Here is a 15560-nt window from a genome sequence, read left to right as displayed (position 1 = left end):
TTCCCTTCCCTTTATTTGATGAGTTCATTTAAAGTTTTGAATAGTAAGGGACCACCTAAAGGCGTGTAAGCTTGGGGTGGAATAGCGCCACACGGAATCCCTGCTTCGTCAGCGTGTACTTTGACTTGGTCAAAGCGATGTTTAATTTGTGGAGCAACCATACATACATCCCAATCTTTTTCCATTTCCTGTTCAACTTCACTTGTTCCAATCGCATGAACTTCCATTTCTTGCCCATGCTTTTTCGCTTCCGCTTTTAGCGCTTTAACGACAATTGCACTAGACATACCACCAGAACATACAAATAATACTTTCATTTTTTAGCCTCCTCAATAATAAGTGAATAAAATGTAGAATGTGAAAAGGGTTTCACTAGTTTTGATTATATAGCATCTGAAAAATAAATTCAACATAAAAATAAAAACTTAAAATTTTATTTCAAGTATGGTATGATAAAGTCAAACAGCCTAGGAGGTCAACCAAATGAATTTAGAAATGGAAATTTTTTCTATCATTTCTCATGGCGGGGATGCGAAGGCAACCGCCTATAAAGCTTTAGAGTTAGCTTATGATGGTGCATTTAATGATGCTGAACAAACATTAAAGGAATCACAGGAGCAATTAACGAAAGCGCATAATACGCAAACAAAATTAATCCAAGCAGAAATAAATGACGAACCTGTGAATATATCATTGTTAATGGTTCATGCTCAGGATCATTTAATGACATCGATTAGTGAAATATCTTTAATAGAGCAGATGATAAAAATGTTACAGCGGATTCAGCGATTAGAAGCAAAAATAAATAATTGAGGTGATTAGATGAGGAATTTGGGGATTTCTATATACCCGAACCATTCTAAAATGGAAGAGGATCTAGCGTATATTCAATTAGCACATAAATATGGGTTTACTCGTATTTTTACATGTCTTTTATCAATGGAAGGCGATTTCGAAAAAATTATGGACCATTTTAAACAAACCATTCGTTTCTCTAAGGGATTAGGTATGGAAGTAATTTGTGATATTAATCCACGAGTTTTTTCCGAATTGAATATATCTTATAACGATTTATCATTTTTTAATGAATTAGGTGTCGATGGGATTCGCCTGGATCTCGGTTTTACGGGAAATGAAGAAGCTCAAATGACTTTTAATCCATATGATTTAAATATTGAAATTAACATGAGTAATGCAACAAATTATTTAGACAATATTATGAGTTATCGTCCTAATAAGGAAAAGTTAATTGGCTGCCATAATTTTTATCCACATAGGTATTCAGGTCTTGCATACGATTTTTTCATGCAGTGCAGTAAAAAGTTTAAACACTACGGTTTAAGAACAGCAGCGTTTGTTTCTTCTTCCGAGGCAACCTTTGGTCCTTGGCCTATTATGGAGGGTCTTCCTACTTTGGAAATGCATCGTACATTACCTATCCAAGTACAAGCGAAACATTTATGGGCGACGAATTTAATTGATGATGTAATCATTGGAAATGCCTATGCTTCAGAACAGGAGTTAAAGAAATTAAGTAATCTTCATAAAGAAAAAATGATATTATCAATCAAAGTGGAGGAAGGTATTTCTGATCTCGAAAAAAAGATCATTTTTGAAGAACCGCATTTCTACCGTGGTGATGTATCCGATTATTTAATCCGTTCAACTCAAAGCAGGGTGAAATATCGAGGACATCCATTCCCTGTACATCATACACCAAATATAAAGCGAGGAGATATTATTATTGAAAGTGACTTATATAAGCAATATGCTGGGGAGTTGCAAATCGCATTAAAGGATATGGAGAATTCCGGTAAATCTAATGTGGTTGGTCGAATACTAGAAGAAGAAATAATACTTCTTGATCATTTGCAGCCGTGGGATAAATTTGGTTTTGAAGAAAAATGAACTAATACAGAGCATTATATACGCATAAAATCCATTAAGCATGGATGAAGATTTTGATTAAGGTTTAGCTTCTGGTGTGTATTCTTAGAAATTGCGTCTTTAAGCGTTTTATTAAAAAGTAATCATGTAGTTTAATGTCGAAGAGAGGATCTTTCATATGAATTTAGATCAAATGTCTGTTAAAGAAATTATGGTTCGCATGAATAATGAAGATAAGTCGGTTCCAGTAACTGTAGAAAAAGCTTTTCATCAAATTGAGCCAGTTATTCAAAAGGTAACTGACACAATTAAGAATGGTGGCAAGATTATTTATATGGGGGCGGGAACAAGCGGGAGGTTAGGTGTGTTAGATGCTTCAGAGTGCCCACCGACTTTTGGAGTTAGTCCGGATTTATTTACAGCTTTAATTGCTGGCGGTGAAAATGCAATTAGACAAGCAATAGAAAATGCGGAGGATAGTGTAGAAGCAGGAGGAAAGGATGCTAAGCAGCATTTATCAGATAAGGATTTTTTAATTGCTATTGCTGCCAGTGGGCAGACACCTTATGTTATTGGAGGAATTAATCAAGCAAAAAAGCAGAATATCCCTACTGCTTGTATTGTGTGTAAAGAAAACACGAAGATCAGCCAATTAGTTGATTATCCGATTGAACTAATTGTAGGAGAGGAAATTATTCAAGGCTCTACTCGTTTAAAGGCAGGAACAGCTCAGAAATTAGTGTTAAATATGATATCCACTATTTCCATGATTAAAAACGGGAAAGTGCATGACAATTATATGGTTGACGTTCAAGCAACAAATCAAAAATTAAGAAATAGAGCTATTTCTATCTTGCAAGAAATTGCGGACGTTGGAGAGGAGGAGGCAAGAAGGGCTTTACAAAATTGCGATTTTAACTTAAAGGCAGCTATTCTTACTAGTATGTTTCAAATGAAGTCGGACGATGCTTGTTATATATTAGAGAATAATAACAACTATTTACGCCAAGCGATAGATACTATAAAAAAGGAAAGGAAATAAGGGGGAAAATGGAATATATAATTGGTATTGATGGTGGGGGAACAAAAACGCATGTAGTAATGGTTGACATGGAAGGAAATACAGTGGTTAATTTTGTTACAGGTCCTTCCAATGCAAATGTAGTTTCTAAAAGGGAATTGCAACAAACGTTTACTCTATTATTCCATCATATAAAGGACAAGGTGCCTGCTGCATTTGTTAATGTGGTATGTGTTTATGCAGGAGTTGCTGGATCAGGTAGTAAGAAGACGAAACAGCAGTTAGTAAATACATTGTCGCCATTAGTTCCTGCGAATAGTAAATTGTATTTGGAAATTGATGCGTTGAACGCGTTATATTCAGGTACCTTTGGTGATCCGGGTGTCGTTCATATATCAGGGACCGGTTCTGTAGCTTATGGAGTAAATAAAGATCAGCAAAAAGACCGAGTGGGGGGGTGGGGGCACTTGCTTGGAGATGAGGGGAGTGGATATAGTATAGGGAGACAAGGTATTTCTGCTGCTTTGAAATTTCAAGACGGCAGAGGCAAAAAAACAATGCTATTGGACATGCTTTATGAACATTTTCAAGTTACTAGCGCCCGTTCTTTGATTGACAATATCTATTTTGCAAATGATGTAAAGAAAACGATTGCAAGTGTAGCGGAAATCGTCTTTAGAGCTTATAAACTTAATGATCGTATTGCCAGTCAAGTAATTGATAATACAACGAATGATATAGTAGATCACATAGTAACACTTTATCAGAAATTGTTTACCGAAAAAGAAGAAGTCAAAGTAGTTCTATGTGGTGGAATTTTCAAGAATGAAGATGCAGTTTTACCAATGGTAAAACGAAAATTGGAAAAGTATAAACATTTTCAAATTCTATTACCTTCACTGCCACCAGTTTACGGTTCCGTAATTGGGGGGATGAAACAACTTGGTGTACCGATTACTTCTGATATGATAAAAAGAATGAAGGAAGCAAATAATTAACAATAAAGTGATAGGAGGGGATTTCGTTAAATGAAGGGTGGATTAGTTATTTTAAATGATATGGTGAACAATTTGCCGCCATCAGAGCAAAAAATAGCTAAATATATTTTAGCAAATCCTGAAGAAGCGATTCTTTCTACTGCTGTTATGCTCGGAGAAAAAAGTGAAACAAGTAGTGCTGCCGTCATACGTCTTTGCAAGTCTTTAGGTTTTAGCGGATTTCAAGAATTAAAACTTCGGGTTGCTGGCGATATTAGGTCTGATGGATCAGAAGGATATCGTGATATTCAACCAGATGAAGACTATAAGGCAATCATTGAGAAAGTAAATGCTAACACCATACAAACGCTTAAAGATACTGTAAATATAGTTGATATTCACCAAATTAAGCGAGCTGTAGAAATATTAAGCCGTGCTAAATCAATCATTATTGTTGGTTTTGGAGCATCGTACATAGCTGCTAAAGACGCTGAACAAAAGTTTTTAAGAATTGGGCAACAGGTTAGAGCCTTTTCCGATCTTCATATGGCTGCAACGGTTATTGCAAATAAAGGCCCTGAAGATGTCATTATCGGTATATCTTTTTCGGGAGAGACTTTTGAAGTATACAAGCTTTTGCAAATGGCGGTTGAAAATGATTGTAAGACAATAAGTATTACGAAATACGGAAACTCCTCCGTCGCAGACTCAGCAGATATAAATTTATATTTATCCTCTGCAAAAGAAGCTGCTTTTAGAAGCGGTGCTACTGCATCACGGATTGCTCAACTACACCTAATTGATATTTTATTTATGTGCTATATTTCTGAGTCCTATGATCGAAGTATAGAAAGGTTAGACACTACTAGGCAAGCAATAAGTACAATGAAAGAACAATTTAATAAAAAGAGAAAAAACGAATAGCAAAGTAGCCATAGACCTCCTTTATAATCTGTTTATAGAAGTTCTATGGCTTTATTTTCCTGAAATGAAACTGATAGTGATTAACTCTCAAGCCTGGTTATAAAAATTCAAATTAGGTTAAGTGGAATGAATATTTCATGGTAAGTCAACGTCTAGTTCTTTCTTTTGTAGTACTAATAATTAGAAGGACGAAGAAAGTTTGGATATAAATGAAACAGGGGTTAGTACTGTTAATCCTTCCACGTTCTCCCCAACACACGCACCCAATTTTCGTAGGCTATTTTTCTTGTTTCTTTTTCTGTAAAACCGGCAACCTTTAAGCGATCTATCAATCGTGGTAAGCCTGTAACATCTTTCAAGCTATCGGGTACTCTTGTACCGTCAAAATCGGATCCTAGTGCGACGTGGTCAACTCCGTAATTTTCGGCTATATAAGAAATATGTTCTACGATGGTATCAAGTGGGATGTTCGTATCAAACTGTCCATCTGCTCGTAGCATATTGATGGCATAATTAATGCCCACTACCCCATCACTGTCTTTAATCGCTTGAAGTTGTTCATCCGTTAGGTTACGTGAAATGGGGCAGATAGCGTGAACGTTTGAATGTGTGGCAACAATTGGAGCGTTACTTAAGTAAACAACATCCCAAAATCCTTTTTCATTTAAGTGTGTTGTATCAATCATAATTCCCAGCTGATTACATTCTTTAACTAAACGCTTCCCGGCATCGGTTAAACCGCCACCAATATCCGGAGTGGAAGGGTAGCGGAAAGGAACACCTTCTCCGTATTGGTTTGGCCTGCTCCATACGATACCTAAGGAACGTAAACCAGCCTGATAAAACACATGAAGCGCATGGAAATCGGTGTCGATTGCTTCAGCACCTTCGATATGGAAAATGGCAGCCAAAATTTGTTGGTTTAAACAGTCAGTCAATTCAGCTTTGCTTTTCACTACTTTTAACGCTCCCTTAGAAGCTATTTCAAGCTTGAATAGGATGGCGGCAAGAGCATTGGTATAATTTAATGCATACTGCTGATCAATTGGAGGCGGTAGCGGCATATCATACCCTGTTTTCGTCAAATGTTTTTCGGGTTCAACGTGATAGTTTTCATTTGGTGTAAAAGCAGCAAAAAAACCTCCACCCAGCTTGCCTTTTTTTGCACGTGGCAAATCGATATGTCCAAAGGCGTTTTCATTAAAAAATACCATGTCACTGTCTTGTGATTGATGTAATTTTAATATCGTATCATTATGTCCATCAAATATAGGAATGTTTGTCATGACGTAAACTCCTTTCCGTTGCAAAGTATTTGTATCTTATTCTATCACTTTTTAAAATAGAAAGGACAGTTCCACATCCATAGGTGTGGACTATTACGTTTCGAAGATGTAAGAAAACGCCCAGTTTAATGAAATAGGAATTAAAAAACTTAGGTCGTTGGTTATCGTTCTTTATAAAAATGGAGCTTGGGGATGTTTTTAGCAATAGATAAACGAACCTGAGCATTGGTTATCAAATCTAAAGATATTACTGATCTGTTGTGAAAAAAGCACGCCCAATAACCTGATTTCCACTTGTTATACTAAATGAATTGGTTAAAGTTCGTTTTCACCTATCAAACAAGGAAAATCGCCAAGGGGTGTGACTAATTTAAATTGTTCTGCTAGGGATTGTAAGCCTTGTTCTAATTCATGAATATCCTCTTTCATATTACTTGTTTGAATCTCCAAATTTTTACACTGATGATCTACTTGTCTGCTTTTTTCTCGGATTTCATCTAATTCTTTCAACAAATCATCCATTGTGTTTAATAAATCATTCATCTGCTTTTGATTCAAGACCCTTCCCCCTTTAGCAATAAGATAACCATATAATGCGTATTCAAAAAAGAGATCACAAACTGTTCAAATTCTAAGCGGTGAAGTACGAAGTAGGTGCAGTATAGATACGTTAGTAATGTTAAATTCAATGGATAATTTTAAAAGCACTTATTGAACAACTTCTGTTTGAATGATGTATCATACTATAAACTTGATGGTAATCAGAATACCAAGCCAACTTAGGATGAACAAGTGCATTTGGAAGGATTTATTAAAAAAATATAGGCATAAATGCGCATGTAGTGTTTTATTATAGAGAAAAGAAATTACATGGTTGGCATAGAGTGCGAGCCACCTTCTATCATTAAAACTTTTGCTTTATAATGTTTAGATTCGTAAAATACTGTCTAACATAAATAAATTAGGTAACTGCAAATGTAGTTTTTTCTACAAAAGTATAAAAATTAGGTGCTATAGGATAAACAAATAACGGAATCGCTACGTCCAGTACAAGCACCTAGCAATAGGAAACTACACTCCATTGTCCTGAGATAATAAGTCATCATTGGTTCGTGGTTAGCCTGCTAAAAACGGACTTGCCGCCCGATGTCGTCATACTCCTGTTTTAGTGGCATGATTCTATTCTAGTTGAATTCGCTCCAGTTGCTACGTTGCTAAACGAGGGCTTGCACCTTTATTCCTAATGGATACCTACTGTAGTTTAATCGATAAAATCCAAGCTGAACCCAATACATCAAATAGGTAGGGTTCAGCTTGGGTTTTATTGCAATATAGGAAAACGTAGAATTATTTGTGTCGTATAAGTTAAGCGATTGCGTTATCTTGCTAGCAAAGACTAGGTGATAAGTTCCGTACTTCTAGCACACTATTTTTCGAATTCATGGGTATTTAATTTTAGTATATAAATTGCATAAGGGTGGTTTTAACTGTATGGATAGTTCCTAGCTTTATGTTGAATGCTAATCCATTTAAAGGTAGTAAAGGCATCTAAGCTCCAATCTCCATTTAAACGACCTAAACCAGAATGTTTCACACCACCAAACGCTACATGAGGTTCATCGTTGATTGTACCGTCATTAATATGAACCATTCCGGTATCCATTTGCTTTGCAAGCTCTGCCCCACGTTCAATGTCACTTGTATGAATGGCACCACTTAATCCATATAATGTATCATTTGCATATGCAATAATCTCTTGTTCATTGGCCGCTTTCAAAATAGAGACAACAGGTGCAAACAGCTCCTCTTGCGCAATGGACATATCGGGAGTTACATCCGTGAAAACAACTGGCTCCACTACATTTCCTTCTATTTTACCTTGGAGAATCGGTTTAGCTCCTTCTTGAATGCCTTTAGCGATTAAAGCTTTTGTTGTTTCTACTTGCTGCTCATTAATAAGCGGTCCTATAATGGTGTTGGGGTTTTTTGGATTACCACAAGTTAATGTAGCTACTTTAGCCACATATTTATCAACAAATGCTTCATAGATTTTTTCATGGATAATCAGTCTGTTAGCCGACATACAAATTTGACCTTGATGTGTAAAACGACTAAAGACCGCAGCACTCACGGCCAAATCAAGGTCTGCATCCTCTAAAACGATCAGAGCACTATTTCCTCCTAATTCAAGGTGAGCTTCCTTTAAATGTTTGCCAGCAACTGCACCAATATGCTTACCTACCTTAGTGGATCCGGTAAAGGAAATAGCCCGTGGAACAGGATGTGCAACAAAGTGATCGCCAATTTCCGAAATCTCCGTTGTAATTACGTTAAGTAGCCCCTTTGGCAATCCAGCATTCTCAAAAATAGATGCGATCATAGTTCCACCTGTAATCGGTGTATGCTCATGCGGTTTTAAAACGACTCCATTTCCTGCTGCTAACGCAGTTGCTACAGATTTCATGGATAGGAAGAATGGAAAATTAAACGGACTAATTACCCCTACCACGCCAACAGGAATTCGATAAACTCGATTTTCTTTATCATCAATAGGAGAAGTTAAAATCTTTCCATCCATGCGAAATGGAAATGTTGAAGCTTCTTTTATAATATTTGTGACCAGTCCAATTTCAAACTCTGCTTTTAGCCTTGTACCCCCGATTTCGTCGATAATGATATTAACGATGGACTCATGATTGTCTTTAATAAATTGAACTGCGTTTTCAAAAACTTCCCGTTTTAAAACAGGATTGGTTTTTGCCCAGCTTTTCTGTACAGTAGCTGCAGCTTGATAAGCGTTGTCTACATCGCTTTTACTTGCTGCTTGGTATGTAGCAATAAGCTCCCCATCGTAGGGATTTTTGTTCTCCATAACACGAGAAGACGCCCCCTCCTTCCAAATTCCATTAATATATTGACTTGGTAAATTCTTAAACGACATACATAACCCTCCTAAATAAGTTAATTTTTCAGTTGAATATTTTCTTTGGCAAGCTGAGCTAAAATTTGAATGTTACCATTCACTTCTTGAATCGTTGCTGATAACTCCTCAATAGCTGCTGATTGGCTATCTGATTTACCATTCGCTTCTTGAATGTATTTATCTAAATTAGAAATCACTTCTTTAACGTTATTTGTGATGGTTTGAATTTCAATAACCTGATCTTTAGAATTTGTCGCCATCTTTCTAATTTCATCCGCGACTACAGAAAAACCTCTGCCATGCTCTCCAGCTCTAGCTGATTCAATCGCTGCATTCAGCCCTAACAAATTACTTTGATCCGCAATTCCTTTCACTACATTGGAAACCTCTTCAATCGTATCTACGCGATTCGTAACCTCGGTTGCTTTTTCAGATATAAATGACATATTGTTTGCTAAACCTGTAATGGATTCAGCCATATCCTGTATCGTATTGGTTACCTCCTCAAATACAGTCGATAAATTAGCGGAAATCTCAGAAAGCTGATTTGCTCTTTCCACGCTAAGTCCTACTCCAACACCACCAACAACGTTGCCAATTTCATCGTGAAGAGGTATGGCTCTAGCAATTAAGTTTACACCGAACAACTTGGCTGGAACTATAGCTGCTTGATTTTTGTTTTGACGAATTGCATTGGTAACAATGTCCCCTTCTACTAATGGATCCCCTGGTTTTACATTTAAAGAGAAGGTTGTTGCTGGAAAATTAATGATGAGCTTTTCGGTATCATAAATTCCAATTGTAACATCATCATTTATTAAGTCTTGTAAAAAAGGGGCAACTGTAACAAAAGATTGCAGCATTGGGTGTATATTTACTTGACTATCTGTTGATTCATTCATTTTATCCACACTCCTAGTCATGTTGTAAAGCTATGGTCACTCAAGTTATTCGGAAAGAATCATTGGATAACTATCATGAGGATATCTTTACTAATATCGGTAAGCAGTCAACATTTATTAATTACAAAAACAGATGCTTGTATGAAATTCAATGAAAGATTTTTCTGGAGTATACTTCGGGGAACTATAAATAGATTGTTTCATTCGAAAATAAAAAAACAATACCCTCACTCGCATAAACACTTTATGTTTTACTTGTAAGTACCGATAAAAGATAAGTAGGTTATATCGAGGATAAAACTTACACTTCTAAGGAATATAAGATGCCATAAATCTTCCAATTCAAGCGTGGAAGAGGTTACTAAAAAAGTCTAATGGGGGGATAAAGGCATCTCTAAGTACCCGAGTTGACTAATGGTTTTAGGTCTTATTATTACGGCACTAACATTTATAGGAGATGGAGGAAAATTTCTACTGAATTAAAGTTTCATTGTATTGGATGATTGTGAGTGTTTACGTTTATGCTGTTGGGAGGAATTAGTACAATATCTGAAATTAGATGAGAGGTCTCTTCAAATTAGATAATTGGCGGCTTTACGTAGGCGTCGATAGAATAGGTTAAATAAACTTTGCATTGTAGCGGCCAGCTTACTACAAGTAGGGTTTGAAAAGATAAATAGGTTAACAACATCAAAGGCTATATAACATATAAGGAGGCAGGAACATGCGCAAACTTTTTACATTTAAAAGTATTCGAATGAAGCTTATTTTTGCTTTTTCTATTGTCATTTTATTAGTAATATTATTAGGCATTGTAAATATAGGCAGTATTAATAAAAGCAATCAAGATACAGAAGAAATCATAAGCAAAGATATGCAGGTCTTAGTCGCTCAGGAACAGCTGGCAATTAATATGGCTGAACGAACAAGCTATTTGAGAGGGTATTTATTATATAACGATGAAAGATATAAACAAAATTTTAAAAGTACTATTGAAAAGTCCATCGAATTGGAGGAATTTGTTCTAGCTCACGATAACTCGAAAAAGGTTCAGTTTTTAATGGGGAAGAAAAAAGAGTGGGGAGAGCTTACAGATAAGTTTTTTCATGAAATGGAAAACGGGAATAGTGATAAAGCAAAAGTGATCATGAAAAATGAAATCCAGCCAATTGGAAATCAGTTGATTGAGGGGTTTAAGGATCTCGCCCAGACCAGTGAAAATAATATTACAGAAAAAGGCGAAAATGTCATTCAAATTGGAGAATTTATTTTATGGATGGGTTTAATCGTTACGGTAGTTGTAGTCGTATTAGGAATGGTTACTGCTTACATAACCGCTAATACAATCGCAAAACCACTGCAACGTTTGAAAGATCGAATGAAAAAGATCGCTGACGGGGAACTAAATAGTGAATCGCTTCAAGCCAAAGGGAAAGATGAAGTTGCTGAGTTGATGATGGCGACTAATGAAATGAATGACCAATTGAGGGAATTGTTAATGTCAATAAAAAGTGTGGCTAGTGTGGTTGATGATAAATCACAAGGTTTAAATCAAGCAGCAAATGAGGTGCAACAAGGTACAGAGCAAGTAGCTGCGACCATGGAAGAGCTTGCGTCTGGCGCAGAAAACCAAGCAAATCATGCAGCGAATTTAGCAAGCATGATGAATGACTTAAACAGTACGATTCAAGAAGTGACTCAGAGTAGTGATAATATAGAGGAATCTTCTAAGGGTGTATTAGCTAAAACAAAATCCGGGCATGAAATTATGGGAACAACCAATGATCAAATGATGAAGATAGATCAAATCGTAAAAAATGCAGTTGACCGTGTCCGTGGGCTAGATATGAAGACACAGGAGATATCGAAATTAGTAACCGTAATCGGCGAAGTGGCGGAGCAAACTAATTTACTTGCGTTAAATGCTGCTATTGAAGCTGCAAGAGCGGGAGAGCATGGTAAGGGATTTGCAGTCGTTGCCGACGAGGTAAGAAAGTTGGCAGAGCAAGTCTCTGTCTCATTAAACGATATTAAAAGCGTAGTAAATGAGATTCAAACGGAGTCTGACCAAGTAACTACTTCACTTCAAGATGGTTATAAAGAAGTAGAAAATGGTTCCGCGCAAATGACAAAAACAAAAGACACGTTTGAAGCAATTTACCAATCTGTTACGGAGATGACTGATTCTATCTCGCTAGTTAAAACACATTTTGAGCGTGTTTTTGATAACAGTAAAGAAATGAACGCCTCAGTAGGAGAAATTGCAGCAATTTCAGAAGAATCAGCAGCTGGTATTGAGCAAACCTCTGCTTCAACGCAGCAAGCGAGTAGTTCTATGCAAGAAGTAACGTCAAATGCAGAACGACTTGCTCATTTGGCAGATAATTTAAAGACATTAATGCAGCGATTTACTATATAGACACTTGCCTTATAGTGCTTGATCAAAAAGAAGGTAAAAAGGAGCGAGGTCGGCTATGATCTCAGGCGTCCTAAAAAAAGAAGCATATTTTTTCTAGGAAGATAAGAAAGAAAGTATAAAATGAGGTGCTTGGGGATAATAAATAACCGAATAGCCACGTACGGCTTCATCGTCCAGCAACGATGCGACTTCACGAATCGCCCTCTGATAAGTCATCATTGGTTCGTGGTTAAGAGGAAGGCCGACTAAAAACGGGCTTGCCGCCCGACGTCGGCATACTCCTGTTGCAGGAGCATGATTCCTAAAACTTTAGTGATTCGTTCCAGTCGCTACGTTGCTAAACGGGCGTCCTGCGCATTTGTTCCAAGATAGGAAAGTGAAAGTACAAGATTGGCTCTACCACAGTGATTACAACTGTGGTTTTTTAGTTGGCAAAAATGGGACTAATTGATTAACCATGTTATGAAATTTCTATTGAAGCAATAATAATATAGGGAGATTCGACAAAACATGATAAAACTAGTCAACTATCACTCTTATAAAATAATTGACCCGCAGCGTATAATGCGCTATAATTAACAATCGTATTAAGAAAAATTAATATTTAATTTAAATGAAATTAAAAAAAGCAAAATTTAGATTTTAAACAATTTGAGGTGAAAAAAGTGAAGAAATTAATATCCAGTAAATTAGGATTCTTCGCGGTAGCACTGGTACTTTTTTGGGTGAAAACGTATTTAATATATAAATATGAATTTAGCTTGGGTGTAAGTGGAGCGATGCAAGAATTTCTATTATTCTTTAATCCGCTAAGCTCTGGGTTGATTTTTCTAGGACTAGCGTTGTTTGCGAAAGGAAGAAAAGCGGGAATTTGGATAATCATTATTGATGCGATTCTTTCGTTTATTTTATATGCTAACGTTGTTTTTTATCGTTTTAATAGTGATTTTATTACCATTCCAACTATGCTTCAAACAGATAATTTCGGAAGTATTGGTGGAAGTATCGCAGATTTAGCAAAATGGAGCGACTTACTTTATGCGATCGATATCATTTTCCTGATTGGTTTATTTGTTTTTATTCGGAAAAACTGGTCAGTACAACGAATGCAACTTCGTAAACCTTTTTTAGTTATTGCTGCCGGTGTGTTAGCATTTACTATTAATCTTGGTTTAGCAGAGGCTGATCGTCCACAATTATTAGAGCGGACATTTGATAGAAACTACCTAGTAAAATATTTAGGCGCATTTAATTTTACAGTTTATGACGCCGTTCAAAGTGCAAAAACATCAACGAGACGTGTTTTAGCTGATAGTAACGACATTACAAAAGTTGAGAATTATACAAAGTCCAAATATGCAAAACCAAATGAGAAGTATTTCGGTAAAGGAAAAGAAAAAAATATTATTAAAATTCATTTAGAGTCGTTTCAATCTTTCTTGATCGATTACAAGCTCCACGGGGAAGAAGTAACGCCGTTTCTTAATTCTCTAGTGAATGATCAAGAAAAAGGCTTCACTTATTTTAATAACTTTTTCCAACAAACAGAGCAAGGAAAAACGGCAGATGCAGAATTAATGCTTGACACATCTTTGTACGGCCTTCCACAAGGATCGGCTTTTGTAACGAAAGGTAATAATACGTATCAAGCGTTGCCAGCTATCCTTGATCAAGAACAGAACTATACGAGCTCTGTATTCCATGGTGATGGAAAGTCGTTTTGGAATCGTGATGAAGTGTATAAGCATCTAGGTATTAACGAATTCTATCATGAAGATTTCTATGATATGAGCGAAGAAAATGTTATTAATTATGGGTTAAAGGATAAACCTTTCTTTGAACAATCCATGCCTTATTTAGAAGATATGGAACAACCATTCTATGCGCATATGATGACTTTAACTCATCATCATCCATATTTGATTGATGAGGAAGATGCGACAATTGACCCTGCTGAAACTGGAGACGGCTCTGTAGACCGATATTTCCAAACAGCACGTTATTTGGATGAATCACTAGAACAGTTCTTCGAAGATCTGAAAGAAAAAGGACTTTATGAAGACTCGATTATTATGATTTATGGTGATCACTATGGTATTTCAGACAATCATAACCGTGCAATGGAAGAAATCACTGGTGAAGAAATTACTCCAATGAAAAACGCAGATTTACAGCGTGTTCCATTTATGATTCGTATTCCAGGTGTTGAGAGTGAAGGAACCAAAGAAACGTATGCTGGTCAAATCGATGTAATGCCGACATTGCTTCACATTTTGGGTATTGATGCGAAGGATTATATTCAGTTTGGTACAGATATGTTTTCAGAAGAGCATAAAGAGTATGTTCCATTCCGTAATGGGAATTTCATGGCACCAGAATTTAGTTATGTAGACGGTAAATACTACGATAGTGAAACAAAAGAAGTCATTGAAGAGCCTACGGATGAGATGAAGGAAATGCATGATACAGTTATGAAAGAATTAGAACTCTCGGATGAAGTGCTATACGGCGATCTACTTCGTTTTTACACACCAAACGAAGATTGGAAGCCGGTTGATGAGGATGAATACTTCTATGGTAGTCCTGAAAATGGCCCTAAAACGGATACCAAATCTGAAGAAGAATAATAATGAAAAAGAGATCGGTTGTCAGCCCAATGCTGTCAACCGATTTTTTAAAAGATAAGAAAGCATAAAATGAGGTGCTTGGAGATAAAGAAATAACCGAATAGCCACGTACGGCTTAAGAGCCCAGCAACTAGGCGACTTCACAAATCGCCCTACGATAAGTCGTCATCGGTTCGTGGTTAAGAGGAATGCCGACTAAAAACGGGCTTGCCGCTCAGGCGTCGGCATGCTCCTGTTGCAGGAGCATGGTTCCTAAACCTTAGTTGGGAGTATAAACTATTTTGTGTAAATGGGAATTGCACACAATAAAATATACAGGCTTTACGTGGAGAAGCGGGCGTGATATGCTCGCTTTTTCGTTGGCGATAGCTTTGTCTTTAAAGGTATCTCCATCGCCAATTCATCACGCCCGCAGAGGCTCCATGTCAATCCGGAACCAAACTACAGTTATAATGCAAGTTCGGTTTCTAGACGTTCTCTAAAATGAATGGCTAGCTGTGATATACATTCTTTCCAGCCTTGTACTGGCATAGTCCATTTTTTAGTAATATCCATGGTTGCCAAATATATCATTTTTCTTAATGCATCATCAGA

At 36.6% G+C, this 15560-nt stretch carries 12 protein-coding genes and 1 pseudogene; 7 read left to right on the top strand and 6 right to left on the bottom strand.

Features of this window, described 5'->3' with window-relative positions:
- Nucleotides 1-11 precede the first annotated feature (11 nt).
- Complete coding sequence (locus D1839_RS16580; protein ID WP_120380952.1) at nucleotides 12-317, bottom strand: PTS sugar transporter subunit IIB; 306 nt, start codon at nucleotides 315-317, stop codon at nucleotides 12-14.
- Nucleotides 318-483: 166 nt separating this feature from the next.
- On the opposite strand from D1839_RS16580, the gene D1839_RS16575 reads away from it, so the two are divergent.
- The 5 genes from D1839_RS16575 to D1839_RS16555 all read left to right on the top strand — a co-directional run bounded on the left by D1839_RS16575 (nucleotide 484) and on the right by D1839_RS16555 (nucleotide 4809).
- A complete protein-coding gene (locus tag D1839_RS16575) occupies nucleotides 484-813 on the top strand; it encodes a PTS lactose/cellobiose transporter subunit IIA (protein WP_120380951.1) in 330 nt (109 codons plus the stop codon).
- Nucleotides 814-822: 9 nt separating this feature from the next.
- Nucleotides 823-1908 carry a DUF871 domain-containing protein gene (locus D1839_RS16570; RefSeq protein WP_120380950.1) on the top strand — a complete coding sequence of 362 codons (1086 nt, stop codon included), beginning with the start codon at nucleotides 823-825 and terminating at the stop codon, nucleotides 1906-1908.
- Nucleotides 1909-2065: 157 nt separating this feature from the next.
- Nucleotides 2066-2929: an N-acetylmuramic acid 6-phosphate etherase gene (gene murQ / locus D1839_RS16565; protein WP_120380949.1), complete on the top strand. Its 864-nt coding sequence runs from the start codon at nucleotides 2066-2068 to the stop codon at nucleotides 2927-2929.
- Nucleotides 2930-2937: 8 nt separating this feature from the next.
- Entirely contained in the window at nucleotides 2938-3906 is a 969-nt protein-coding gene (locus D1839_RS16560; RefSeq protein ID WP_120380948.1) for an N-acetylglucosamine kinase, read from the top strand.
- Between the two features lie 30 nt (nucleotides 3907-3936).
- On the top strand, nucleotides 3937-4809 hold the full coding sequence (locus D1839_RS16555; protein ID WP_120380947.1) for a MurR/RpiR family transcriptional regulator: 873 nt from the start codon (nucleotides 3937-3939) through the stop codon (nucleotides 4807-4809).
- Nucleotides 4810-5039: 230 nt separating this feature from the next.
- On the opposite strand, the gene D1839_RS16550 is transcribed toward D1839_RS16555, so the two are convergent.
- From D1839_RS16550 to D1839_RS16535, 4 genes are all read right to left on the bottom strand, one after another.
- On the bottom strand, nucleotides 5040-6095 hold the full coding sequence (locus D1839_RS16550) for a dipeptidase (RefSeq protein WP_120380946.1): 1056 nt from the start codon (nucleotides 6093-6095) through the stop codon (nucleotides 5040-5042).
- 315 nt (nucleotides 6096-6410) lie between these two features.
- Entirely contained in the window at nucleotides 6411-6653 is a 243-nt protein-coding gene (locus tag D1839_RS16545; RefSeq protein ID WP_120380945.1) for a hypothetical protein, read from the bottom strand.
- Between the two features lie 925 nt (nucleotides 6654-7578).
- Nucleotides 7579-9036 (bottom strand): aldehyde dehydrogenase family protein, encoded by a 1458-nt coding sequence (locus D1839_RS16540; RefSeq protein ID WP_120380944.1) that lies wholly within the window; start codon nucleotides 9034-9036, stop codon nucleotides 7579-7581.
- Between the two features lie 20 nt (nucleotides 9037-9056).
- On the bottom strand, nucleotides 9057-9920 hold the full coding sequence (locus D1839_RS16535) for a methyl-accepting chemotaxis protein (protein WP_120380943.1): 864 nt from the start codon (nucleotides 9918-9920) through the stop codon (nucleotides 9057-9059).
- Nucleotides 9921-10644: 724 nt separating this feature from the next.
- Between D1839_RS16535 and D1839_RS16530 the strand changes: the two genes are divergently transcribed.
- Together D1839_RS16530 and D1839_RS16525 are read left to right on the top strand one after the other, a co-directional pair.
- On the top strand, nucleotides 10645-12339 hold the full coding sequence (locus D1839_RS16530) for a methyl-accepting chemotaxis protein (protein ID WP_120380942.1): 1695 nt from the start codon (nucleotides 10645-10647) through the stop codon (nucleotides 12337-12339).
- A 665-nt stretch (nucleotides 12340-13004) separates the two neighbouring features.
- Entirely contained in the window at nucleotides 13005-14966 is a 1962-nt protein-coding gene (locus tag D1839_RS16525) for an LTA synthase family protein (protein WP_120380941.1), read from the top strand.
- A 447-nt stretch (nucleotides 14967-15413) separates the two neighbouring features.
- Here the strand turns inward: D1839_RS16525 and D1839_RS20915 are convergent.
- Nucleotides 15414-15560 (bottom strand): annotated as a pseudogene (locus tag D1839_RS20915) (IS256 family transposase); the annotation flags it as partial.

This window comes from Roseburia sp. 1XD42-34, assembly GCF_009917385.1.
GTDB lineage: Bacteria > Bacillota > Bacilli > Bacillales > Amphibacillaceae > Virgibacillus.
Note: the sequence above shows the minus strand (reverse complement) of the source record. Positions and strands in the feature narration are given on the sequence as shown.

Coding starts and splice junctions, on each gene's coding strand:
- D1839_RS16550 (WP_120380946.1), bottom strand. CDS start 6,095: ATGACAAACATTCCTATATTTGATGGACATAATGATACGATATTAAAA.
- D1839_RS16570 (WP_120380950.1), top strand. CDS start 823: ATGAGGAATTTGGGGATTTCTATATACCCGAACCATTCTAAAATGGAA.
- D1839_RS16555 (WP_120380947.1), top strand. CDS start 3,937: ATGAAGGGTGGATTAGTTATTTTAAATGATATGGTGAACAATTTGCCG.
- D1839_RS16560 (WP_120380948.1), top strand. CDS start 2,938: ATGGAATATATAATTGGTATTGATGGTGGGGGAACAAAAACGCATGTA.
- D1839_RS16575 (WP_120380951.1), top strand. CDS start 484: ATGAATTTAGAAATGGAAATTTTTTCTATCATTTCTCATGGCGGGGAT.
- D1839_RS16535 (WP_120380943.1), bottom strand. CDS start 9,920: ATGAATGAATCAACAGATAGTCAAGTAAATATACACCCAATGCTGCAA.
- D1839_RS16580 (WP_120380952.1), bottom strand. CDS start 317: ATGAAAGTATTATTTGTATGTTCTGGTGGTATGTCTAGTGCAATTGTC.
- D1839_RS16540 (WP_120380944.1), bottom strand. CDS start 9,036: ATGTCGTTTAAGAATTTACCAAGTCAATATATTAATGGAATTTGGAAG.
- murQ (WP_120380949.1), top strand. CDS start 2,066: ATGAATTTAGATCAAATGTCTGTTAAAGAAATTATGGTTCGCATGAAT.
- D1839_RS16530 (WP_120380942.1), top strand. CDS start 10,645: ATGCGCAAACTTTTTACATTTAAAAGTATTCGAATGAAGCTTATTTTT.